At 56.8% G+C, this 23,224-nt stretch carries 22 protein-coding genes; 16 read left to right on the forward strand and 6 right to left on the reverse strand.

Translation table 11 applies throughout. The features are described 5' to 3' along the window. Positions 1 to 18 precede the first annotated feature (18 nt). Together sodA and PZBJ_RS19320 are read right to left on the reverse strand one after the other, a co-directional pair. A complete protein-coding gene (gene sodA / locus PZBJ_RS19315) occupies positions 19 to 636 on the reverse strand; it encodes a superoxide dismutase [Mn] (RefSeq protein WP_101763826.1) in 618 nt (205 codons plus the stop codon). Between the two features lie 160 nt (positions 637 to 796). Beyond that, the gene (locus PZBJ_RS19320) at positions 797 to 1,822 is read right to left on the reverse strand and encodes a LacI family DNA-binding transcriptional regulator (RefSeq protein ID WP_101763827.1); all 1,026 of its coding nucleotides are present in this window, start codon (positions 1,820 to 1,822) and stop codon (positions 797 to 799) included. Between the two features lie 295 nt (positions 1,823 to 2,117). Between PZBJ_RS19320 and PZBJ_RS19325 the strand changes: the two genes are divergently transcribed. Genes PZBJ_RS19325 through alsE form a run of 4 tightly spaced genes read left to right on the forward strand, consistent with a single transcriptional unit; the run spans position 2,118 to position 4,877 of the window. Beyond that, positions 2,118 to 2,561, forward strand: coding sequence for a PTS sugar transporter subunit IIA (locus tag PZBJ_RS19325; RefSeq protein ID WP_101763828.1), 444 nt, complete (start codon positions 2,118 to 2,120; stop codon positions 2,559 to 2,561). A 15-nt stretch (positions 2,562 to 2,576) separates the two neighbouring features. Then, positions 2,577 to 2,843 (forward strand): PTS sugar transporter subunit IIB, encoded by a 267-nt coding sequence (locus tag PZBJ_RS19330; RefSeq protein WP_101763934.1) that lies wholly within the window; start codon positions 2,577 to 2,579, stop codon positions 2,841 to 2,843. 43 nt (positions 2,844 to 2,886) lie between these two features. Next, positions 2,887 to 4,146 carry a PTS ascorbate transporter subunit IIC gene (locus tag PZBJ_RS19335; protein ID WP_101763829.1) on the forward strand — a complete coding sequence of 420 codons (1,260 nt, stop codon included), beginning with the start codon at positions 2,887 to 2,889 and terminating at the stop codon, positions 4,144 to 4,146. 50 nt (positions 4,147 to 4,196) lie between these two features. After that, on the forward strand, positions 4,197 to 4,877 hold the full coding sequence (alsE, locus tag PZBJ_RS19340) for a D-allulose 6-phosphate 3-epimerase (RefSeq protein ID WP_101763830.1): 681 nt from the start codon (positions 4,197 to 4,199) through the stop codon (positions 4,875 to 4,877). Positions 4,878 to 4,954: 77 nt separating this feature from the next. Here alsE and PZBJ_RS19345 read toward each other — a convergent pair whose 3' ends face one another. Then, positions 4,955 to 6,295 (reverse strand): aspartate aminotransferase family protein, encoded by a 1,341-nt coding sequence (locus PZBJ_RS19345; protein ID WP_101763831.1) that lies wholly within the window; start codon positions 6,293 to 6,295, stop codon positions 4,955 to 4,957. Positions 6,296 to 6,469: 174 nt separating this feature from the next. On the opposite strand from PZBJ_RS19345, the gene PZBJ_RS19350 reads away from it, so the two are divergent. After that, complete coding sequence (locus tag PZBJ_RS19350) at positions 6,470 to 7,246, forward strand: DeoR/GlpR family DNA-binding transcription regulator (RefSeq protein ID WP_101763832.1); 777 nt, start codon at positions 6,470 to 6,472, stop codon at positions 7,244 to 7,246. Here the strand turns inward: PZBJ_RS19350 and fdhD are convergent. Next, positions 7,243 to 8,034 (reverse strand): formate dehydrogenase accessory sulfurtransferase FdhD, encoded by a 792-nt coding sequence (gene fdhD / locus PZBJ_RS19355; protein ID WP_233501805.1) that lies wholly within the window; start codon positions 8,032 to 8,034, stop codon positions 7,243 to 7,245. The genes PZBJ_RS19350 and fdhD overlap by 4 nt on opposite strands. 171 nt (positions 8,035 to 8,205) lie before the next feature. Here fdhD and fdnG point away from each other — a divergent pair, with 171 nt between their 5' ends. The 9 genes from fdnG (at position 8,206) to PZBJ_RS19405 (ending at position 18,350) form a co-directional block, all read left to right on the forward strand. Continuing rightward, positions 8,206 to 11,253: a formate dehydrogenase-N subunit alpha gene (gene fdnG / locus PZBJ_RS19365; RefSeq protein ID WP_146001307.1), complete on the forward strand. Its 3,048-nt coding sequence runs from the start codon at positions 8,206 to 8,208 to the stop codon at positions 11,251 to 11,253. Positions 11,254 to 11,264: 11 nt separating this feature from the next. Beyond that, complete coding sequence (gene fdxH / locus PZBJ_RS19370) at positions 11,265 to 12,164, forward strand: formate dehydrogenase subunit beta (protein WP_101763836.1); 900 nt, start codon at positions 11,265 to 11,267, stop codon at positions 12,162 to 12,164. Further along, a complete protein-coding gene (fdoI, locus tag PZBJ_RS19375) occupies positions 12,164 to 12,805 on the forward strand; it encodes a formate dehydrogenase cytochrome b556 subunit (RefSeq protein WP_101763837.1) in 642 nt (213 codons plus the stop codon). Before fdxH ends, fdoI begins: the two co-directional genes overlap by 1 nt. Next, positions 12,805 to 13,731: a formate dehydrogenase accessory protein FdhE gene (fdhE, locus tag PZBJ_RS19380; protein WP_101763838.1), complete on the forward strand. Its 927-nt coding sequence runs from the start codon at positions 12,805 to 12,807 to the stop codon at positions 13,729 to 13,731. Before fdoI ends, fdhE begins: the two co-directional genes overlap by 1 nt. 117 nt (positions 13,732 to 13,848) lie before the next feature. Continuing rightward, entirely contained in the window at positions 13,849 to 14,460 is a 612-nt protein-coding gene (locus tag PZBJ_RS19385; RefSeq protein WP_101763839.1) for a glutathione S-transferase, read from the forward strand. An 8-nt stretch (positions 14,461 to 14,468) separates the two neighbouring features. Beyond that, positions 14,469 to 15,848, forward strand: coding sequence for an L-seryl-tRNA(Sec) selenium transferase (gene selA, locus PZBJ_RS19390; protein WP_101763840.1), 1,380 nt, complete (start codon positions 14,469 to 14,471; stop codon positions 15,846 to 15,848). Further along, positions 15,845 to 17,698, forward strand: coding sequence for a selenocysteine-specific translation elongation factor (gene selB, locus PZBJ_RS19395; RefSeq protein ID WP_101763841.1), 1,854 nt, complete (start codon positions 15,845 to 15,847; stop codon positions 17,696 to 17,698). Before selA ends, selB begins: the two co-directional genes overlap by 4 nt. A 111-nt stretch (positions 17,699 to 17,809) precedes the next feature. Further along, entirely contained in the window at positions 17,810 to 18,094 is a 285-nt protein-coding gene (locus tag PZBJ_RS19400) for a type II toxin-antitoxin system ParD family antitoxin (protein WP_061719305.1), read from the forward strand. 10 nt (positions 18,095 to 18,104) lie between these two features. Next, entirely contained in the window at positions 18,105 to 18,350 is a 246-nt protein-coding gene (locus PZBJ_RS19405) for a type II toxin-antitoxin system RelE/ParE family toxin (RefSeq protein ID WP_233501802.1), read from the forward strand. Positions 18,351 to 18,418: 68 nt separating this feature from the next. Here the strand turns inward: PZBJ_RS19405 and glyS are convergent, their stop codons facing one another. Both glyS and glyQ read right to left on the reverse strand, forming a co-directional pair. Next, the gene (gene glyS / locus PZBJ_RS19410; RefSeq protein ID WP_101763843.1) at positions 18,419 to 20,488 is read right to left on the reverse strand and encodes a glycine--tRNA ligase subunit beta; all 2,070 of its coding nucleotides are present in this window, start codon (positions 20,486 to 20,488) and stop codon (positions 18,419 to 18,421) included. Positions 20,489 to 20,497: 9 nt separating this feature from the next. Beyond that, the gene (gene glyQ, locus PZBJ_RS19415; RefSeq protein ID WP_008105242.1) at positions 20,498 to 21,409 is read right to left on the reverse strand and encodes a glycine--tRNA ligase subunit alpha; all 912 of its coding nucleotides are present in this window, start codon (positions 21,407 to 21,409) and stop codon (positions 20,498 to 20,500) included. 347 nt (positions 21,410 to 21,756) lie between these two features. On the opposite strand from glyQ, the gene PZBJ_RS19420 reads away from it, so the two are divergent. Continuing rightward, positions 21,757 to 22,149 carry a RidA family protein gene (locus PZBJ_RS19420; RefSeq protein ID WP_101763844.1) on the forward strand — a complete coding sequence of 131 codons (393 nt, stop codon included), beginning with the start codon at positions 21,757 to 21,759 and terminating at the stop codon, positions 22,147 to 22,149. Further along, the gene (locus tag PZBJ_RS19425) at positions 22,149 to 23,120 is read left to right on the forward strand and encodes a D-2-hydroxyacid dehydrogenase (protein WP_101763845.1); all 972 of its coding nucleotides are present in this window, start codon (positions 22,149 to 22,151) and stop codon (positions 23,118 to 23,120) included. The genes PZBJ_RS19420 and PZBJ_RS19425 overlap by 1 nt, the downstream gene beginning before the upstream one ends. Positions 23,121 to 23,224 lie beyond the last annotated feature (104 nt).

Genomic DNA, 23,224 nt, shown 5'->3' on the forward strand with positions numbered 1-23,224 from the left:
TGCGGCTATCGCCTGAACTTACTTCGCAGCAGCGAAACGCGCTGCAGCTTCGTCCCAGTTCACTACGTTCCAGAATGCTTTGATGTAATCAGGACGTTTGTTCTGATACTTCAGGTAGTAAGCGTGTTCCCACACGTCCAGACCGATGATCGGCGTGCCTGAAACGCCAGCAACGGCTTCACCCATCAGCGGGCTATCCTGGTTTGCGGTTGAAACCACAGCCAGTTTGTCGCCTTTTTTCACCAGCCACGCCCAGCCTGAACCGAAGCGAGTAGTCGCGGCTTTCTCAAACTCAGCCTGGAAAGCTTCAACGCTACCGAAATCTTTTTCGATGGCGGCTTTCAGGTCGCCCTGCAGCGAGGTGCCCAGCTTCAGACCTTTCCAGAAGAAGCTGTGGTTAGCGTGGCCGCCTGCGTTGTTACGCAGTGGACCTTTTTTGTCTGCTGGCAGCTGATCCAGTTTGGTGATCAGCTCTTCTACCGGCAGGTCAGCGAATTCGGTACCTTCCAGCGCAGCGTTAGCGTTGTTAACGTAGGTCTGGTGGTGTTTAGTGTGATGGATTTCCATCGTCTGCTTGTCGAAGTGCGGTTCCAGTGCGTCGTACGCATACGGCAGGGATGGCAGTGAATAACTCATGTTCTTCCTCTCCATTTTAGTGTTTTGCAGCACCACCTCACTGGGTGTGCCGCGTAAGCAGTCGGATCATTATAGTTAAAAACATGATCCGTAAAAGGGTTATCAATGCCTTAGAATTGATAAGGATTTGATGAATCTGGGAAAAGGTGCGCACGCACGGCTACACCTTGTGGCTGCTGGCGCGCAGTTTAAGCTGCACCGGCAGTTCATTGATGGCTGGCGGCTCATCACCTTTGAGCGCCGCCAGCAGACGTTTACCCGCCATGCGCCCCATCTCTTCATACGGCAGCACAATGCTGGTGAGCGGCGGCGAACATACGGCCGCCAGCGGACCGCCGCCGATGCTGGCAATCGCCAACTGGCTGGGAATCGCAATCCCCGCCGCATGGCACGCCATGATAGCGCCGCAGGCCACTTCGTCGCTGGTGCAAATCAGCACATCCAGCTCCGGCCAGGTCAGGCGAATTTCCGCCAGCAAACTGTGCCCGGCGGCAAAGGTCGGCATTTTCGGCGAGGTCACCACGCGATGCGGCGCCTGATTCATCGCCAGCATGCCGCTGTGCCAGCCATTCAGCAGCTGGCGGAAGATGGTGTTATTACTCTGCGTGCACAGCAAACCGAGATTGCGATAGCCGCGCTCGACCAGACTTTGCACCAACTGGCGAATCGCTTTGGCGTAATCGACACCAATGCTGATCCCCGCCGAATCCTGATGCACGCCGCCAATATCCATGACCGGCAGCCCGGAATTGCTCAGCAGACGATGCGCTTCGGCGGCGTTATCGAAATTGAAATGCACCATCGCCGCCGGATTATAGGAGAGCAACATTTCGATCAGCTCGCTCTCTTCTGCCGCCGAATGGTTGGCTTCAGCCAGCATCATGTTATAGCCCTGCGGCCGCAGCACTTCCTGTAGCGCTTCGGACACAATTGCACTGCCCGGCGTGGCAAACGATGGCACCACCATGGTGATCAGGCGTGATGTGGCCGATGCCAGATTGCTCGCCTGCACATTCGGCACATAGGAGAGCTCAATCACCGCCGCATCGATTTTGGCGCGAATTTCAGGCGACACTTTCTCCGGCATGCGTAGCGCGCGCGACGCTGTCATGGTGCTTACGCCCACCAAACGGGCAACATCGGCTAAAGTGCTTTTACCGGTACCGCGCCGTTTTTTTTCTGTCATGCGATCTCCTGCATTACTCGCTACTTTTTTGCCAGGACGCAGCTTAAAACCAAATCTGTTAACGCGCCATGTGAAAAACCACAGTTTCGGGCATGCCTCACCCCGCGATCTTTTCAGAATGATTGAGCATGTCAGGTGCTTGCAACCAAGACAAACGCACAGCAAGGAAATGTTAGCGATAACACGTTTTTTAACAATAACGGTGTTAGCGCTAACTTTTGCGACAATCATCACAGAAAACCGCTGAGAAAATAACCTACATTGCACTCCATCGACGAATAAACAGGAATGACTGATGCTCACTCAATGGCTAACGCCGCAACATATTCGGGTAGTAGAGCAGGTTAGCGACTGGCAGGAAGCAGTGCGATTATCTGCCGAACCGCTGCTGGCCGCTGGGGCGATCAGCCCGGCTTATCTCGATGCTATCTTCACTTCGCATGCCGAACTCGGCCCTTACTACGTGCTGGCGCCGGGCCTGGCGATGCCGCATGCCCGCCCGGAACAAGGCGCGCGCAAAAACGGCCTGTCGTTGCTGCATGTGAAAAATGGCGTGAATTTTCAGGCCGATGAAAACGATCCGGTTTATGTGGTCATCATGCTGTGCGCGGTATCTGGTGACGATCACATTCAGATGATCACCGCCTTAGCGGACGTGTTCAGCGACGAATCCCGCCTGCAGCAATTGCTGTCGGCTTCTACCCTGTCAGCGATTAAAGCTGTCATTGAAAATAAATAACCAGAGAACCCTATGATGAAAAAAGTCCTGATTGTGTGTGGAAATGGTTTAGGTAGCAGCTTTATTGTTGAAATGAACGTGAAGAAGATTGTGGCGGAATTAGGCAAAGAGGCGGAAGTGGGCCACACCGATTTAACCTCTGCGAAATCTGAACAGGCTGATTTAATCATTGCCGCAAAAGATATTGCCGACCAATTAGCCGGGCACAGCGCGAAAGTCGTTGGTCTGACAAACCTGCTGGATAATGCAAAGATTAAAGAAATTTTGGCTGAAAATATCTAACAACAGTTTATCCCGAAAAACTTTACTCACTATGGAGTAAGTTATGCTGCAGTTTATAATTAAGGATGTTCTTGGAACACCCGCTATACTTGTCGGCCTTTTTTCCCTGTTTGGTTTATTACTGCAAAAGAAACCGGTTTCTGATGTTATTTCCGGTACGCTTAAAACCATCATGGGTTTTGTTATTCTCATCGCCGGGGCCAATTTAATTGCGGCCACGCTGACCATCTTCAGTCAGCTGTTTGAGCACTCTTTTAATATTCAGGGCGTAGTGCCAAATACGGATGCAATGGCCGCGCTGGCGCAGAAAAGTTACGGCACCGAAACCGCCATGATTATGGTGTTTGGTATGCTGGTGAACATCTTGCTGGCGCGCATTACCCCGTTGAAATACATCTTCCTGACCGGTCACCACACGCTGTATATGTCGGCGATGCTGGCGGTAATTCTGTCGGTAGGCGGCATTCACGGCTTCTGGCTGGTGCTGATTGGTTCGCTGATTCTCGGCACCATGATGGTGGTTTGCCCGGCGATTCTGCAGCCGTTCACCCGCAAAATTACCAACTCGGACGATCTGGCGCTCGGCCACTTTGGCTCAACCGGTTATCTGCTCTCCGCGTTAGTGGGCAAAATGGTCGGTAAAGGCAGCCCGTCGATTGAAGAGCTGAAGGTGCCAAAAACCCTCAACTTCCTGCGCGACTCATCGGTAGCGATTTCGCTGACCATGATGATTCTGTTTATCGCGCTGGTTCTGGTTGCCGGTAAAGAATTCACCGAAAGCATCAGTGGCGGCCAAAACTACATTGTGTTCGCCATCATTCAGTCGATCACCTTTGCTGCGGGCGTCTATATCATCCTCGCCGGTGTGCGCATGGTGATTGCCGAAATCGTGCCGGCCTTTAAAGGTATCGCCGATAAGCTGGTACCCAACGCCAAACCGGCGCTGGATTGCCCAACCGTGTTCCCGTTCGCGCCGAATGCGGTGATCATCGGCTTCCTGTCGAGCTTCTCCGCCGGCTTGATCAGCATGTTCCTGTGTCCGCTGTTTGGTCTGAGCGTTATTGTTCCGGGTCTGGTACCGCATTTCTTCTGCGGTGCGACCGCCGGCGTCTACGGCAATATCACTGGCGGACGTCGCGGCGCAGTGATCGGCGCCTTTGTGCAAGGCTTGCTGATCTCCTTCCTGCCAGCGATTCTGCTGCCGCTGATGGGCGGCCTCGGCTTCGCTTCCACCACCTTCGGTGATGCCGACTTCGGCATTGTTGGTATTGTGCTCGGCCACATTATTTCGTTCTTCCATTGATGTCATCAACAGCGCCTGCGGGCGCTGTTGTTGTAATGAGGAAATAAGTTATGCAAGCCAAATTCTCCCCCTCCTTAATGTGCATGGATCTCACGCGTTTTCGCGAGCAGGTTGAAGCGATGAATAGCACCGCTGCCTTTTATCATGTCGATATTATGGATGGCAGCTATGTGAAGAATATTACGCTGTCGCCGTTCTTTATTGAGAACCTGCGTAAAATTACTGATGTACCAATTGATGTGCATTTAATGGTAAATCATCCGGAAGATATTATCCCAATGTGCATTGAGGCCGGCGCAGATATTATTAGCTTCCACCCGGAAACCGCTAATAACAAAATTTTCCGCCTGCTGACGCAAATTAAAGACGCAGGCCGTCGCTGCGGCGTGGTGTTAAATCCGGCCACACCGGCAGAAACTATTCGTGAATATGCGCACCTGCTGGATAAAGTCACGGTGATGTCAGTGGATCCGGGTTTCGCCGGGCAGACATTTATCCCGCAAACGCTGAATAAGATTCGCCAGTTGATCGCCATGCGCGAAGAGCACGGTTATCACTATCTGACCGAAATTGATGGTTCATGCAACGCACGCACCTTCCGGCAGATTGCTGCTTCAGGCGTGGATGTGTTTATTGTGGGCACGTCAGGTTTGTTTAATCTGGATGACGATGTCGCGCAGGCGTGGCAGAAGATGGAGAGCATTTTCGCCGAGGAAACCGCAGCTGCGTAAACCTGCACATATCGTAGCGGCGCAATTTATTGCGCGATAAATCGCGCCGCGACAAAATGTGCACAATCAATGATCTGTTAACGCCCCAGCTCATTCAGCGATTTATCCAGCGCGCCCACCAGCCAGTCGATATCCGCTTCCTGGAACGCCAACGGCGGACGCAACTTCAGCACGTTGCCGTAAGGTCCCGCCACTGACGTCAGCACGCGGTGTTCGCGCAGTTTCTCGATCAAATCCAGCGCCAGCGCTTTATCCGGCGTTTTACTGGCGCGATCCTGCACCAGTTCGAAACCAATAAACAGGCCCGCACCGCGCACGTCGCCGATCGACTCGTGGCGATCCATCAGTTTCTGCAGTTCACTCAACAGCCTGGCGCCCACCACGCGGCTGTGCTCCTGCAAGCCCTCTTCTTTAATTACCGTCAGCACCGCTTGCGCGGCGGCCATCGCCACCGGATTACCGCCAAAGGTGTTGAAGTAAGGAATCTCATCGCTGAATGCGGCCAGCACATCGCTTTTCGCCAGCAGTCCCGAAACCGGAATGCCGTTGCCCATTGGCTTGCCGGTGGTGATCACATCGGGCACCACGCCGTGACGCGCAAAGCCCCAGAACGCATCGCCGGTACGACCAAAGCCCGGCTGCACTTCATCGGCAATGAAAATCCCGCCGTTGGCATGCACTACATCGACCGCTTTTTGCAGAAAGCCGCGCGGGTTCGGCAATACGCCATCGGATGAGAAGATCGAGTCAGCGAGGAAGCCGGCAAACTTAATGCCGTGCGCTTTCATATCGTCAATCTGCTGCTGGATTTCATTGGCAAACCACTCGCCGAGATCGGGCGCATTCACGCGATAGGCATCCGGCGGTGAAACCAGACGCGTGGTTGCCGCCAACGGCTGTCCGCTGCCGAGCGCGGGCGACACACCTGACGTGAGATCGCTGGTGCCGTGATACGCCTCCTGCGACACGATAATGCCGGTGCCGCCGCTGAAAGCCCGCGCCACGCGGATCGCCAAATCGTTGGCTTCCGAACCGGTGCACATATACATGGCGCGATCAATGGCATCTGGCGTGGTCGCCAGCAGCTCTTCGGTGTAATCGAGAATGCGTTCGTGCAGATAGCGCGTGTGGGTGTTCAGCATCTTCATCTGCTGATTCACCGCCTCAATCACCGCCGGATGGCAGTGACCAATGCTCGCCACGTTGTTGTACACATCAAGATATTTATCACCGGCGGCATCCCACAAATACTGCCCTTCGCCGCGCACTAAGTGCACCGGCTTGCGGTAAAACAGGCGATACGACTCGCCCAACACTTTGCTGCGCTTGTCGGTTAGCTTGCGGGTTGCCGCATCCAGTCCGTCGGCGTGCTCAGCACGAAAACTGTTGGTATCCATGATGGTAGAACGTGTAGCCATGGTAACTCCCGTTGCGAAGGTGAAAGGGGTGCATGCGAAATCGCCGTTTGCCAATATCATGCCTGCTTTGGCGACAAATGCAACCAAATACACAAATACAACCAAATACACATGACGGCGCAATGACACTCAGGTAAGCTTAGGCCCAGGTTGAACACGCCACAGGGAAAAGTCATGCTGCAGGAAACCCGCTTACACCGCATTCGCGCGCTGCTGACCACGCAACATCAGCTCAGCACCGAACGCATCATCAATGAGCTTGGCATCTCGCGCGAAACCGCGCGGCGCGACATTATTGAGCTGGAAGCGCAGGGATTGGCGCGGCGGGTGCATGGCGGTTTGGTCGCCGTCGATAGCCAGCCAGAGCCGCCGCTGCAGGTGCGCCGTAACGCGCAGGCGAAAGAGAAACGCGCAATTGCGGTTGCTGCCGCGCAACATCTCCAGCCCGGCCAAACGCTGTTCCTTGATGCCGGCACCACCACCACCATGCTGGCCGAACAACTGCGCACCATGTCGGGTTTAACCATCATCACTAACAGCCTGCAGGCCGCGCTGGCGCTGAGCGCAGCGGAAGAGCATGAGACGCTGAATAATCAGGTGATTTTAATTGGCGGCATGATGATGGCAGGCGCGCAGCAAACGCGCGGGGAGATGACGATTGGGGAAATTTATCGTTATCGCGCCGATGTCGCGTTGCTTTCGCCGGTCGGCATCGATGCGAAAAACGGTGCCAGCAGTTTTCATCCCCACGAAGCGGCGATTGCCCGCGCCATGGTACAGCAGGCAAACCGCACCATTTTACTGGCGGATCACAGCAAACTCGGCGTGATGAGCCGCACCGTTTATGCAGCGATTGCGGAAATCGATCTGCTGATCTGCGACAGCGGCGCGGTAAAACCCGGCGCGCTGACGGCACTGCAACAAGCGCTGCCGCAGGTGCAGGTGGTTTAACGCAGCCGCTGCGGATGGCTGTAAACCGTGGCGCGGCCCGGTTTACTAAAGCCGACTAGCGTGAGATTGCAGCGTTCGGCCACCTCAACGGCGAGCTGTGTCGCAGCCGATACCGCGAACAGAATCTCCACGCCGCACATGGCGGATTTCTGCACCATCTCATAGCTGGCGCGGCTGGAAACCAGCACCGCGCCCTGCTGCCACGGCTGCTGGCTGCGATTCCCCAGCAGTTTATCCAGCGCCACATGGCGACCGACATCTTCATACCCGCCCTGCAATTCGCCTTGCGGTGACATCCACGCCGCCGCGTGCGTGCAGCCGGTGAGGTTGCCGATCGGCTGGTAGTCGCGCAGCTGCGCCAGGCCTTTATCCAGATTGGCTAAATCAAAGGTTTGGCTGAACGGCAGCGGCTGTAATGGCTTACCGATTTGATCAAGTTGCTCCACGCCACACACGCCGCAGCCGGTACGGCCAGCCATGGCGCGGCGCTGCTCTTTCAGCGCCATAAAGCGGCGGCTGGAGAGTTCAATCTGTACTTCAATGCCATTACAGCCCGGAACCACATCGATACCGTAGATTTCATCCGGGCGCGCAATAATGCCTTCCGAGAGCGAGAAACCTATCGCAAAAGCTTCCAAATCATTGGGTGTCGCCATCATCACAACGTGCGAAATGCCGTTATAGACCAGCGCCACCGGCACTTCCTGCGCCAGCCAGTCTGTTTCCGCAAGGCTGATATCACGCCGCTGATGCACCTGCGCCTGCACCGCTCCTGAGATCTTATTCACATTAATGTGACTTTCCTGCTCATTCTCTGTCACTTTTTTCGCCTCACATAACAACCTTACTAAAGTAGTGGTAATATTAGGTCGCTATTGCCGCAATATTCGTCGGGTTATTGTGACGCCCGATTCACTGCTCTGCAAAAGTAAAAATCATTCATGTTGAAAGGATAATCCATGAACGTCAGCCGAAGAAAATTCTTCAAGGTCTGTGCTGGCGGTATGGCAGGAACAACGGCAGCGCTGCTTGGCTTTGCGCCAGAGGTAGCGCTGGCGGAAACGCGACAGTATAAACTGCTGCGCGCACGCGAAACCCGTAACACCTGCACTTACTGCTCAGTTGGCTGTGGCTTGTTAATGTACAGCCTCGGTGACGGCGCGAAAAACGCCAAAGAGACCATTTTCCACATTGAAGGGGATCCGGATCATCCGGTGAGCCGCGGCGCATTGTGCCCGAAAGGCGCAGGCCTGCTCGACTTCATCCACAGTGAAAGTCGCCTGCAATACCCGGAATACCGCGCGCCAGGCTCCGATAAATGGCAGCGCATTAGCTGGGACGATGCCTTTGATCGCATCGCCAGGCTGATGAAAGCGGACCGCGACGCTAACTTCGTGGCGCAAAACGCTGCGGGCGTGACGGTAAACCGTTGGCTCTCCACCGGCATGCTGTGTGCTTCCGCATCCAGCAACGAAACCGGCTACTTAACCCAGAAATTTACCCGATCGCTCGGCATGTTAGCGGTCGACAACCAGGCACGCGTTTGACACGGACCAACGGTAGCAAGTCTTGCTCCAACATTTGGTCGCGGTGCGATGACCAATCACTGGGTCGACATCCGTAATGCCAATCTGATCGTTGTGATGGGCGGGAACGCCGCTGAAGCGCATCCTGTGGGATTCCGCTGGGCGATGGAAGCCAAGATTCACAACAAAGCCAAACTGATTGTTATCGATCCGCGCTTCACGCGTACGGCATCGGTAGCCGATTTCTATACGCCGATTCGTTCGGGCACCGACATCACTTTCCTGTCGGGCGTACTGCTGTGGCTGATACAAAACGACAAAATCCAGCATGAATATGTGCAGGCGTACACCAATGCCAGCCTGATCGTGCGCGAGGATTATCATTTTGAAGATGGCCTGTTCAGCGGCTACGACGAAGAGAATCGCAAATACGACAAAACCAGCTGGAACTACGAGCTGGACGCCGACGGCTTCGCCAAACGCGACACCACGCTCACGCATCCGCGCTGCGTATGGAACCTGCTGAAGCAGCACGTTAGCCGTTACACGCCAGAAATTGTTGAACGCATCTGCGGCACGCCAAAAGCGGACTTCCTGCACGTGTGTGAACTGATTGGCGAAACCAGCGCGCGCGATCGCACCACCTCGTTCCTGTATGCGCTCGGCTGGACGCAGCACTCGGTCGGTGCGCAGAACATCCGCACCATGGCGATGATTCAGCTGCTGCTCGGCAACATGGGCATGATTGGCGGCGGCATCAATGCGCTGCGCGGTCACTCGAATATTCAGGGTCTGACCGATCTCGGTTTGCTGTCGCAAAGTTTGCCGGGTTACATGACTTTGCCGTCGGAAAAACACACCGATCTGCAGAGTTATCTTGCTGCCAACACGCCGAAAGCGCTGCTGCCGGGCCAGGTAAACTACTGGAGCAACTACCCGAAATTCTTTGTCAGCCAGATGAAAGCCTTCTTCGGCGACAAAGCCCAGGCGGAAAACAGCTGGGGCTTCGACTGGTTGCCGAAGTGGGATAAAGGTTACGACGTGCTGCAGTACTTCGAGATGATGTCGCAAGGCAAGGTCAACGGCTATCTGTGCCAGGGCTTCAACCCGGTGGCGTCGTTCCCGAACAAGCGCAAAGTGATTGATTCACTGTCGAAGCTGAAGTTCCTCGTCACCATCGACCCGCTCAACACCGAAACTGCCACCTTCTGGGAGAATCACGACGAGTTTAACGATGTTGATCCGTCAAAAATTCAGACCGAAGTGTTCCGTTTGCCTTCCACCTGCTTCGCCGAAGAGAACGGTTCAATCGTTAACTCCGGCCGCTGGCTGCAGTGGCACTGGAAAGGTCAGGATGCACCGGGCGAAGCGCTCAATGACGGCGAGATTCTTTCCGGCATCTATTCACGCCTACGCAAAATGTACGCCAGTGAGGGCGGCGCATTGCCTGAGCAAGTGCTGAACATGAGCTGGAACTACCTGACGCCAGAAAATCCGGCGCCGGAAGAAGTGGCTATGGAGAACAACGGCAAAGCGCTGGCGGATGTATACGATGACAAAGGCACGCTGCTGGTGAAAAAAGGCCAACAGCTCAGCACCTTTGCCCATCTGAAAGATGACGGCAGCACCAGCAGCGGTTGCTGGATTTTCGCCGGCAGCTGGACGCCGGACGGCAACCAGATGGCGCGCCGCGACAACACCGATCCCACCGGTTTGGGCAATACGCTGAACTGGAGCTGGGCGTGGCCGCTCAACCGCCGCATTCTCTACAACCGCGCCTCGGCTGATCCGCAAGGCAATCCGTGGGATCCGAAACGTCAGATCCTGAAGTGGGATGGCAGCAAATGGGGCGGCATGGATGTGCCGGACTACAGCGCCGCCGCACCCGGCAGCGATGTCGGGCCGTTCATTATGCAGCCGGAAGGCATGGGCCGCCTGTTTGCGCTCGATAAAATGGCCGAAGGTCCGTTCCCGGAACACTACGAGCCGTTTGAAACGCCAATCGGCACCAACCCGCTGCATCCGAACGTGGTATCCAACCCGGCGGCGCGCGTGTTCAAGGACGATTTGGCATCGATGGGCCAGGCGGAGCAGTTCCCGTATGTCGGCACCACTTATCGTCTCACCGAGCATTTCCATTACTGGACCAAACACGCGCGGCTCAATGCCATCGCGCAGCCGGAACAGTTTATTGAAATCGGCGAGAAGCTGGCCAACAAGCTGGGCATCGCGCAGGGCGACACGGTGAAAGTGAGCTCCAATCGCGGCTACATCAAAGCCAAAGCGGTGGTCACTAAGCGCATCCGTCCACTCAACGTCGACGGCAAAATCGTCGATACCATCGGCATTCCGATTCACTGGGGTTATCAGGGCGTGGCGAAAAAAGGCTTTATCGCTAATACCCTGACGCCGTTTGTCGGTGATGCCAACACGCAGACGCCAGAATTTAAGGCGTTCCTGGTCAACGTCGAGAAGGTGTAAGGAGAACGAATATGGCTTATCAATCTCAAGACATTATCCGCCGCTCCGCCACCAATGGACTCACGCCTGCCCCGCAGGCACGTAACCATCAGCAGGAAGTGGCGAAACTGATCGACGTGACCACCTGCATCGGCTGCAAAGCGTGTCAGGTGGCGTGCTCGGAGTGGAACGATATCCGCGATGAAGTGGGACATAACGTTGGGGTGTACGACAATCCTGCCGATTTGACCGCCAAATCCTGGACGGTGATGCGCTTCTCAGAAGTGGAGGAGAACGGCAAGTTAGAGTGGCTGATCCGCAAGGATGGCTGCATGCACTGCGCCGATCCCGGCTGCCTGAAAGCCTGCCCATCTGAAGGCGCGATTATTCAGTACGCCAACGGCATCGTCGATTTTCAGTCAGAACAGTGCATTGGCTGCGGCTACTGCATTGCGGGCTGTCCGTTCGATGTGCCGCGTCTGAATAAAGAGGACAACCGCGTGTATAAATGCACGCTGTGCGTCGATCGTGTCAATGTCGGTCAGGAACCGGCGTGCGTGAAAACCTGCCCGACCGGCGCGATTCACTTCGGCAGCAAAAGCGATATGCAGGCGCTGGCCGGTGAACGCGTGGCCGAGCTCAACACGCGCGGCTATGCCAACGCCGGCTTGTACGATCCGGAAGGCGTCGGCGGTACGCACGTGATGTACGTGCTGCACCACGCCAACAAACCGCAGCTCTATCACGGTTTGCCGGATAATCCGAGCATCAGCCCGGCGGTAACGTTCTGGAAAGGGATCTGGAAACCGCTGGCGGCGATCGGTTTTGCCGCTACCTTTGCTGCATCCGTGTTCCACTACGTTGGCGTAGGGCCAAACCGCGTGGAAGAGGATGAGGACGAGAACCTGCACGAAAAAGAGGAGCGCGAATAATGAAAAAACGCGATCGTCTGGTGCGCTACAGCGCACCGGAACGCATCAATCACTGGATTGTGGCGTTCTGTTTTGTGCTCGCCGCGCTGAGCGGACTGGGTTTCTTTTTCCCGTCATTTAACTGGCTGATGCACGTGCTCGGCACGCCGCAGTTGGCGCGTATCCTGCATCCGTTTGTTGGCACGGTGATGTTTGCCGCCTTTATCATCATGTTCTTACGCTATTGGAAACATAATCTGATCAATCGCGAAGACCTGGTTTGGGCGAAAAACATCCACAAAATCGTGCAAAACGAAGAGGTCGGCGATACCGGCAAATACAACTTCGGGCAGAAGTGTGTGTTCTGGGCTGCTATCATCAGCTTAGTCTTGCTGCTGGTGAGCGGAATTGTTATCTGGCGCCCGTACTTTGCCGGTGCCTTCACTATTCCGCTGATTCGCATCGCGCTAGTGGTGCATTCGGTCTCAGCTGTGGCGCTGATCGTGGTGATTATGGTGCACATTTACGCCGCCTTGTGGGTAAAAGGCACCATTACCGCCATGGTTGAGGGCTGGGTTCCGGCCGCGTGGGCGAAGAAACATCACCCACGCTGGTATCGCGAGCAGCGCCAACGCCAAACACAACAGGAAAAACGTCCCTGATGAGTATTCGCATCATCCCGCAGGACCAGCTGGAGAAAAGCGAAAAGCACACGGCGGAGCAAGTTCCGCCGTTACTTTTCCCCCGGCTGAAAAATCTGTATAGCCGCCGTGCGGCACGTTTGCGCGACCTGGCCGCGAAGAATCCGCTGGGTGATTACCTGCGCTTTGCCGCGGTGATCGCCGAGGCGCAGGAGATCGTGCTGTATGACCATCCGCTACAGCTTGATCTGCAGCAGCGGCTGACGCAGAGCGCCGAGCAGGGCAAACCGCCGCTCGATATCCACACCTATCCGCGCGATGCGCACTGGCAGCGTTTGCTGCATTCGCTGATCGCCGAGCTGAAGCCAGAGATGAGCGGCCAGGCGCTGGCAGTGCTGGAGAATCTGGAAAAATCCTCCACTACCGAACTGGAAAATCTGGCACATGCGCTGCTGGAAGGCGATTTCGCACAGGTGAGCAGCGACAAATCGCCGTTCATCTGGGCGGCGTTGTCGATTTACTGGGCGCAGATGGCAGCATTAATTCCCGGCAAAGCGCGTGCGGAATACGGTGAGCATCGCCAGTTCTGTCCGGTATGCGCCAGCGTGCCGGTCACCAGCGTGGTGCACATGAGCGTGGGTCAGCAAGGGCTGCGCTATCTGCACTGCAATCTGTGTGAAAGCGAATGGTATGTGGTGCGCAGCAAGTGCTCCAACTGTGAACAAACCGGCGATCTGCATTACTGGTCGCTGGACAGCGAAAAAGCGGCGGTGAAAGCAGAGAGTTGCGGCGATTGCGGTACCTACCTGAAGATGTTGTATCAGGAGAAGGATCCCGCCGTAGAGCCGGTGGCCGATGATTTGGCCTCGCTGGTGCTGGATGCCCGCATGGAGCAGGAAGGATTCGCCCGCAGCAGTCTGAATCCGTTTATGTTCCCCGGCGATTAGCTTTTTCCATGTTTCTACGGTCCGTAGCGGCGCGATTTATCGCGCATTGTGCCAGCGCGCCGCCAGGGATATGTGCGGTTTGTTATCGCGTATTTTCATTCAACACGGAGGCGCACGATGAAACTGATTGGCAGCTACACCAGCCCTTTTGTCCGCAAAATATCAGTGATATTGCTGGAAAAAGGCCTGGTTTTCGAATTCGTTAATCACTCTCCGTGGATCGATGACAGCGATGTACCGCAGTACAATCCGCTGGGCAAAGTACCGGCGCTGATTGACGACAACCAGCTCACCTGGTTCGACTCTTCGATCATCGCGCAAGTCATTGAGCTGCGCGGCGATGCGCCTGCGCTGCTGCCCGATGATGCGCTGCATGCGTTGCACATCCGCCAGCTGGAAAAACTGGCCGACGGCATCAACGATGCGGCGGTGATGATCGTGCGCGAGCAGATGCGTCCCGGCGATCAGCAATCTGAAGAGGTGCTGCTGCGCAACCGTGACAAAATCCAACGCGGCCTCGATGCGCTAGAAACCGCCGCCGCCCAAGGCGAATGGCTCAATAGCGGCACGCTCAATCTGGCCGATATCGCCACCGGCTGCATGATTGGATACCTCAACTTCCGCCGCGTGCTGCCAAACTGGTGCGTAAATCGCCCGGCGCTGGTGAAGCTGGCCGAAAACCTGTTTGCGCGCGAAAGCTTTGCCCGCACCGTTCCGCCCTCTCTGTAAGTCACCCGATGAAAACCCTGTACAGCCAATTACCTGCTATCGACAGCCTGCTGCGCGATCCCGCGCTGCAGCCGCTGCTTGCCGATCACGGAACCGCCTTCGCTACGCGCCAGCTGCGCAGCATGCAGCAGGAAGCGCGCGACCACATTCAGCAGCACCAAACCTTGCCAGAGTGGCACCTGAACTGGCCGGATGAAGCGCTGCGCCGTATCCAGCAACAGCAGCAAAGTGCGCTGCGTCCGGTGTTCAATCTCACCGGCACCCTACTGCACACCAATCTTGGCCGCGCACAGCTGAGCGATCGCGCTATCGACGCGGTGGTGAATTGCCTGCGTCAGCCGGTCACGCTGGAATACGCGCTGGATGAAGCGGCGCGTGGCCACCGCGATCGTGCGGTTAGCGCGCTGCTGAGCGAGTTAACCGGCGCGGAAGCGGCCTGTATCGTTAACAACAATGCCGCCGCCGTGTTATTGATGCTGGCCGCGTTAGCGCCGGGGCGCGAAGTGATTGTCTCGCGCGGCGAGCTGGTGGAAATTGGCGGCGCCTTCCGCATTCCTGACGTGATGCGCCAGGCGGGCTGCAAACTGGTGGAAGTAGGCACCACCAACCGCACGCACCTGAAAGATTATCGCGCCGCCATCGCGGAAAACAGCGGCCTGCTGATGAAGGTGCACACCAGCAATTATCAGATTCAGGGCTTTACCCATGCGGTAACGGAAGCAGAGCTGGTTGCGCTGGGTGACGCTTATCAATTGCCGGTGATCACCGACCTTGGCAGCGGATCGCTGATCGATATGACCGAATTTGGTCTGCCGGCTGAACCGATGCCGCAGCAGCTGATCGCCGCAGGCGTCAGTCTGGTAAGTTTCTCCGGCGACAAACTGCTCGGCGGTCCGCAGGCGGGGATTATCGTCGGCAAGCAGACGCTGATTGATCAGCTCCAGTCGCATCCGCTGAAACGCGCGCTGCGCGTCGACAAAATGACGCTCGCGGCGCTGGAAGCCACGCTACAGCTCTATCGTCAGCCGGAAACGCTGCGTGAAGCCCTGCCGACGCTGCGGCTGCTCACCCGTCCAGCGCAGGATATTCAGCAACAAGCTGAACGATTGCTGCCCGCGTTACAACAGATTTATCGAGATGACTTTTCGCTGGCGATTGCGCCCTGTTCATCCCAAATCGGCAGCGGATCGCTACCGGTTGAACGCCTTCCCAGTTTCGCCCTCACCTTCACGCCACGCGATGGGCGCGGTAGCCAGCTCGTCAATTTGTCACAGCGTTGGCGCAGCTTAGCGCGCCCGGTGATTGGCCGCATCCAGGAAGGCAAACTGTGGCTGGATCTGCGCTGCCTTGATGATGAAAGCGCGCTGATTCAGGCCTTAGCGTCATGATTATTGCCACCGCTGGACACGTCGATCACGGCAAAACCGCGCTGCTACAGGCATTGACCGGCGTGGATGCCGATCGCCTGCCGGAAGAGAAACGGCGCGGCATGACCATCGATCTCGGCTACGCGTACTGGCCGCAGCCGGATGGTCGCGTGCTCGGCTTTATTGATGTGCCAGGCCACGAGAAATTTCTCGCCAATATGCTGGCGGGCATTGGCGGCATTCATCATGCGCTGCTGGTGGTGGCCTGCGACGATGGCGTGATGCCGCAAACCCGCGAACATTTGCAATTGCTGAGCCTGGCCGGACAGCCGCCGCTCAGCGTGGCGCTGACCAAAGCCGATCGCGTGGACGAAGCGCGCATCGCGGAAGTCCAGCAGCAGGTGGCGCAGCTCACGCAGCAACTCGGCTGGCTGGCGGTGCCGCAATTTGTCACCAGCAGCCACACCCAGCAAGGCATCGACGCGCTGCGCCAGCATCTCAGCACGCTGGCGGAACCGGCCTTCGACTCTCGTTACCGTTTCCGTCTCGCTATCGATCGCGCCTTCACGCTGAAAGGCAGCGGATTGGTGGTCACCGGCACCGCGCTGTCGGGCGAAGTGAACGTCGGCGATACTCTTTGGCTTAGCAGCCTGAATCTGCCGCTGCGCGTGCGCGCGCTGCATGCGCAGAACCAATCGGTGACGCGCGCGCAAGCCGGTGAACGTATCGCATTGAATATCGTCGGCGATGTGGAAAAAGCGCAGATCGCGCGCGGCGACTGGCTGCTGTCACAGGCCAGAGCGGAAGGCACCACGCGCTTAACCGTGGCGCTGCGCTTGCTGCAGCCGCTGAAGAGCGCGTCGCAGCCGATTCATCTCCACCACGCCGCCAGCCACGTCACTGGACGCATTACGCTGCTGGCGGATGATGTCGCGGAACTGGTGCTGAACCAACCGCTGTGGCTGGCCGAGAACGATCGGCTGATTATCCGCGACAACAACGCACAGCACACGCTGGGCGGCGCGCGCGTGCTGCTGCTCAACAGTAAAAAGCGCGGCAAACGTCAGGCGGAGTATCTTGCCTGGCTGCAGCAGCTGGCCGCCGCACAAGATGATGACGCCAGCCTGCAGGCGCATCTGGCCTATCAACCGACAGAACGGCGTGACCTGGCGTGGGCGCGCCAGCTTACCGAGCCCGCGCTGGATGCACTGATCAAGCATGCAGCGCCGGTGCAGCTTGATAGCGCGCTGATGAGTGCCGCGCAGGCAGCACAATGGCGGCAAAAGCTGCTGGAATCGCTGGCGCATTTTCATCAGCAGCATCCCGAGGTGCCGGGCATCGGCCACGATCGTTTGCGTCGTGTGGCAATGCCGCATCAGCCTGCGGAATGGGTGTTAGCGCTGATTGATCAACTGCTGGCGCAAGGTCAGCTACAACAGCGACAAGGCTGGCTGCATCTGCCCGACTTCGAACCGCGCTTTAATCCGCATGAAGAAGCTCTTTGGCAGCAGGTCGGCCCGCTGTTTGGCGATCAGCCGCTGTGGGTGCGCGATATCGCGCTGGCGCTGCAGCAGGATGAACAGGCGATTCGCTCGCTGCTGCTCACTGCTGCGCGGCTCGGACATATCACCGCGATCGTTCGCGATCGCTACTATCGCAGCGACCAGATCCAGATCTTCGCCGATCTGATTCGGAGCCGTGCCGCGCAAGAGGGCAGCACCAGCGCCGCCGACTTCCGCAACCAGCTTGGCACCGGGCGCAAAGTGGCGATACAGATTCTGGAATTCTTCGACCGCAGCGGCTTCACCCGCCGCCGTGGTAACGATCATCTGTTGCGCGACGACCGCCTGTTTCCCGTATCATCTGCCTAAAATCTCTCGCGTTGCCTCGCAGTTCAGCTTGTAACTGCGCTGCAACGTACATTCCCTGTTGCGCAAAAAAGTGCCAGAATGTAAGAAATACTCTTACACTGGATAACGATGATGGCACGTACCATGACGATCGATTTAGGCGATGAACTGCGCGAGTTTGTTGAATCTCTGGTTGAATCCGGCGACTACCGTACGCAAAGCGAAGTGGTGCGCGACTCGCTACGCTTGCTGCGTGAGAAGCAGGCGGAATCAAAGCTGGAAAAGCTCAGAGAGTTGGTCAGAGAGGGCTTTGAAAGCGGCCCGGGAAAAGAGTGGGATCATGAAGATTTTCTAAGACGAGCAAAAGCCAGGGTAGGCATTTATGAAAAGGACCATCACGATAAAACCGGAAGCTGATGCAGATCTAATGAAGATCTGGATTTATGGCTACTGGAATTATGGAGAGCAGTTAGCTGATGACTATAGCGCCAGATTCGCTCAGCTCTTCGACAAACTCGCCATGTTTGATTTAGGTCGTAAACGACCGGATTTAGGTCAGCAGATCTATTCGCTGCCTTTCGAACAGCATATTGTGATCTACCGCGCTGAAGTGGATGAAATTTTCATCGGGCGTATCTTGCACCACTCGCAGGACGTTAGCGCCGAGTTTTGAAAACAAAAAAGGGACGATCTCTCGTCCCCTTTATTTTGTAGCATCGCCATTCATGGCGACCACGCCAATTACTGCAGCAGTGAAATATCCGCCACCTGCAGGAACAGCTGGCGCAGCTGTGCCAGCAGCGTCAGACGGTTAATACGCACCGCCTGATCGTCAGCGTTCACCATCACTTTATCGAAGAAGTTATCTACCGCTTCACGCAGCTGCGCCAGTTCAACCAGCGCATCCTGATAGCGACCTTCTGCAAAGTACGGCTGCAGCTTGTCGCCCAGCGCGGTCACGAAGGTCGCCAGTTGGATCTCTTCGTTCTCTTTCAGCAGGGAAGCCTGCACGCTGTCGTTCAGGGTTTCGGTCGATTTCGCCAGGATGTTCGACACACGTTTGTTGGCAGCAGCCAGCGTGGCGGCCGCTTCCAGCGTACGGAAGTGCGAAACCGCCTTCATGCGCGCATCGAAATCAGCCGGACGGGTTGGACGACGCGCCAGCACCGCCTGAATGGTGTCAACGCTGTGGCCCTCTTCCTGATACCAGGTACGGAAACGGCCCAGCATAAAGTCGATCACTTCATCGACCACTTTGGCGTTGCTCAGCTTGCTGCCGTACAAACGCACCGCTTCTTCGGTCAGCGTTTGCAGATCGAGCGGCAGGTTTTTCTCCACGATGATACGCAGCACGCCCAGCGCAGCACGGCGCAGTGCGAACGGATCTTTGTCGCCTTTCGGATGCTGACCGATACCGAAGATACCCGCGAGGGTGTCCATTTTGTCGGCAATCGCCACGGCGCAGGCCACAGGATTTGACGGCAGATCGTCACCGGCAAAGCGCGGCTGATACTGCTCATTCAGCGCCACCGCCACATCTTCCGCTTCGCCATCGTGGCGCGCGTAGTGCATGCCCATCACGCCCTGGGTGTCGGTGAACTCGAAGACCATGTTGGTCATCAGGTCACATTTCGACAGCAAGCCCGCGCGGGTAGCGTGGTTCACATCAGCGCCAATCTGCGCGGCAATCCAGCCAGCCAGCGCCTGAATGCGATCGGTTTTATCACGCAGCGTACCCAGCTCTTTCTGGAACAGTACGGTTTCCAGACGCGGCAGATTATCTTCCAGACGCTTTTTGCGGTCGGTGTTGAAGAAGAACTCGGCATCCGCCAGACGCGGGCGCACCACCTTCTCGTTACCGGCGATAATCTGCTGTGGATCTTTGGATTCGATGTTGGTGACGAAGATGAAATTCGGCAGCAGCTTGCCCGCCGCGTCGTACACCGGGAAGTACTTCTGGTCACCTTTCATGGTGTAAACCAGCGCTTCAGCTGGCACCGCGAGGAACTTCTCTTCGAATTTCGCCGTCAGCACCACCGGCCACTCCACCAGCGAGGTCACTTCTTCCAGCAGGCTTTCGCTCAGATCGGCGATGCCGCCAATTTTCTGCGCTGCCGCTTCCGCATCCGCTTTGATTTTGGCTTTACGCGCCGCGTAATCCGCCACCACTTTACCGCGCTCCAGCAGCAGCTGCGGATACTGATCGGCGTGGTCGATGGTGAATTCTGGCTCGCCCATAAAGCGATGACCGCGAATCACGCGATCGGACTCAATACCGAGAATCTTCGCGGGAATCAGCTCATCGCCGAGCAGCAGCGTAACGGTGTGCACCGGACGCACAAACTGCACGTCGCTCGCGCCCCAGCGCATCAGCTTAGGAATTGGCAGCTTGCTCAGCGCGGTAGCCACCATAGCGGGCAGCAGCGCCTGCGCGCTTTCGCCGGTGATGGCAGCGCGATGCACCAGCCATTCACCTTTATCCGTGCTCAGACGTTCGGCCTGCGCCACGGTGATGCCGTTACCACGCGCCCAACCTTCGGCCGCTTTGGTGGCGTTGCCATCGGCATCAAACGCGGCGGCGATAGCCGGGCCACGTTTTTCAACTTCGCGATCCGGCTGCGCGGCAGCCAGCTGGGCCACTTTCAGCGCCAGACGGCGCGGAGCAGCAAACCAGCTCACTTCGCCGTGCGCCAGACCGGCGCTATCAAGTTCAGCAGTGAAATGCGCAGCAAAGGCTTCCGCCAGACTGCGCAGCGCTTTCGGAGGCAACTCTTCGGTGCCAATTTCCACCAGGAAAGTTTTATCGGTCATGGCTGCCTCTTACTTGTTTTTATTGCACATCGGGAAGCCAAGCGCCTCACGGGACGCATAATAGGCTTCCGCCACGGCTTTCGTCAGGGTGCGGATACGCAGGATATAACGCTGGCGTTCGGTAACCGAAATCGCTTTGCGGGCATCCAGCAGGTTAAAGCTGTGCGCCGCTTTCAGAATGCGCTCGTAAGCCGGCAGCGGCAGCGGTTTTTCCAGCGCCAGCAGCTGCTGCGCTTCTTTCTCATACTGCTCGAAGCAGGTGAAAAGGAAGTCAACGTCAGCGTATTCAAAGTTATAGGTCGACTGCTCCACTTCGTTCTGATGGAACACTTCGCCGTAGGTGGTTTTACCGAACGGACCGTCGCTCCACACCAGATCGTAAACGCTGTCTACGCCCTGAATGTACATCGCCAGGCGCTCTAAGCCGTAGGTGATCTCGCCGGTTACTGGCTTACACTCGAGGCCGCCAACCTGCTGGAAGTAAGTGAACTGCGTCACTTCCATGCCGTTCAGCCACACTTCCCAACCGAGTCCCCACGCGCCCAGCGTTGGGTTTTCCCAGTTGTCTTCGACAAAGCGAATGTCGTGGATGGTGGGATCCATACCCAGCTCTTTCAGCGACCCAAGGTACAGCTCCTGAAGGTTGTCCGGGTTGGGCTTAATCACCACCTGGAACTGGTAATAGTGCTGTAAACGGTTCGGGTTTTCACCGTAACGTCCGTCGGTCGGACGACGAGATGGCTGCACGTAAGCGGTCGCCATCGGCTCTGGGCCTAAGGCACGCAGACAGGTCATCGGGTGTGAGGTGCCGGCGCCCACTTCCATGTCCAACGGTTGGACGATGGTGCAGCCTTGACGCGCCCAGTAATCCTGCAAGGTCAGGATCAGGCCCTGAAAGGTCTTGGTATCAAACTTTTGCATGTTGAATTCGCACGCGATACGGATCGGTTAAAAAAAGAGTGCGCCAGTATACCCTTTGACCGCGGATTGTGCAGCCGGAAATCCAGGCCAATGCGCAGGCGATTACGGCAAGGTTTAGCGGGCAAAAACAGAACAATAAGAAAATCGTATACGATTCACACTCATCGCGAGCACTCAACATAAAATTTTCATTAAAATCTTACATATCATAAGCTTGATCGATATATCAGCAAATCCTATTACGTGATGAATATCACCTTTTTGACCCAATGGTTAAAAATCGCGCGTTGATACTCGTATAATCGTATACGAAATTGCGGTGAAACAGTTTTGCTTGAGATTTCACCATGAAGATTGCGTTGAGTTATCCCGGCATGAACGCCAGCGACCGCCCAATGGGGCCTGCGCCGCTCTCCGCCGCCGTGCTGCATGAACCGATGTTGTTCATTTCCGGCCAGGTGGCGATTGATCCCTACAGCGGCGAGATTATGGGCAACGACATCGCCAGCCAGACGCGTCAGGTGTTGAAAAATGTCGGCGATCTGCTGAGCGAAGCGAACATGACCTTCGACAACGTGGTCCGCGTCACTGTTTACCTGACCGATCTCAGCACGTTCAGCGCGATGAATGCCGCTTACAGTGAATTCTTCCGGTTCCCCTTCCCGGCGCGCGCCACCGTGGGCATTCAACTCAACCATCCTGACCTGCTGGTCGAGATGGAAGTGACGGCGATGCGCTGATGCATATTCACATCGAGAACGACGCCAGCGCACCGCGCGCACTCCATCTCTCTGTCGAGCAGCTGCAACTGCAACTCGACGCGCATCCGCCGTTGCGCAGCCACTTCACGCTGAGCGAAAACCGCGATCCGGCGCAGACCGCCGACTTTCTCGCCCGCTGCGACATTCTGTGGAGCGGACGTAAGCTGGCGCTCGATCAGTTCAGCACGCCGCGTCTGGGTTGGGTGCAGGTGATGTCCGCTGGCGTTGAGCAGTGGCTGGCGCACTGGCCGCAAGGCGTGACGCTCACCAATGCTTCTGGCGTACACGGCGATAAAGGTGCCGAGTTCATTTTGATGGCGGCGCTGATGTTCAACTTCGGCATTCCCGGTTTTCTGCAGGATCAGGCGCAGCGTGTGTGGCGTCCGACTTTTGGCGGCTGCGCACGCGGCAAAATCGTGCTGCTGCTGGGCGTGGGCGGCATTGGCGCCGCGGCGGCAACTCTGCTGACGGCGCAAGGCTATCGCGTGATTGGCGTGACGCGCAGCGGCCAGTGCGATGCCAACGTGGCGCGCTGCATCCGTATTGATGCGCTAGACGAGGTATTGCCGCAGGTGGATGTGGTGGTATCGACGCTGCCGCTGACGCCACAAACCCGCAATCTGTTCGATCGCCGCCGTCTCAATCTGCTGCCCGCACGCGCTGGCATCGTGATTGTTGGCCGCGCTGATGTATTTGATTACAGCGCGATGCGCGAAAAACTCAACGTAGGCGAACTGGCCGGCGCGGTGCTGGATGTCTATCCGCAAGAGCCGCTACCGGCCGACGACCCGCTGTGGCACACACCCGGCGTGGTGATGACACCGCACTGCAGCCTCGACGATCACAGCGCCTACCTCGCCGGTTGCCTTGACGTGTTTATCGATAACCTGGCGCGCTTCCGCCACGGACAACCGCTGCGTAATCAGGTTGATCCGGCACGAGGTTATTAACCCCCGATATTTCCGTAGGGTCGCCATTCATGGCGACCACCTAAAAAAGCACCAAAGACGTTCATAAATCACAAGGTCATCGCTTTCTCATTCACCAGCATCAG

Origin of the sequence: Pantoea endophytica (assembly GCF_002858935.1) — a bacterium.
Taxonomy (GTDB): Bacteria; Pseudomonadota; Gammaproteobacteria; order Enterobacterales; family Enterobacteriaceae; genus Pantoea; species Pantoea leporis.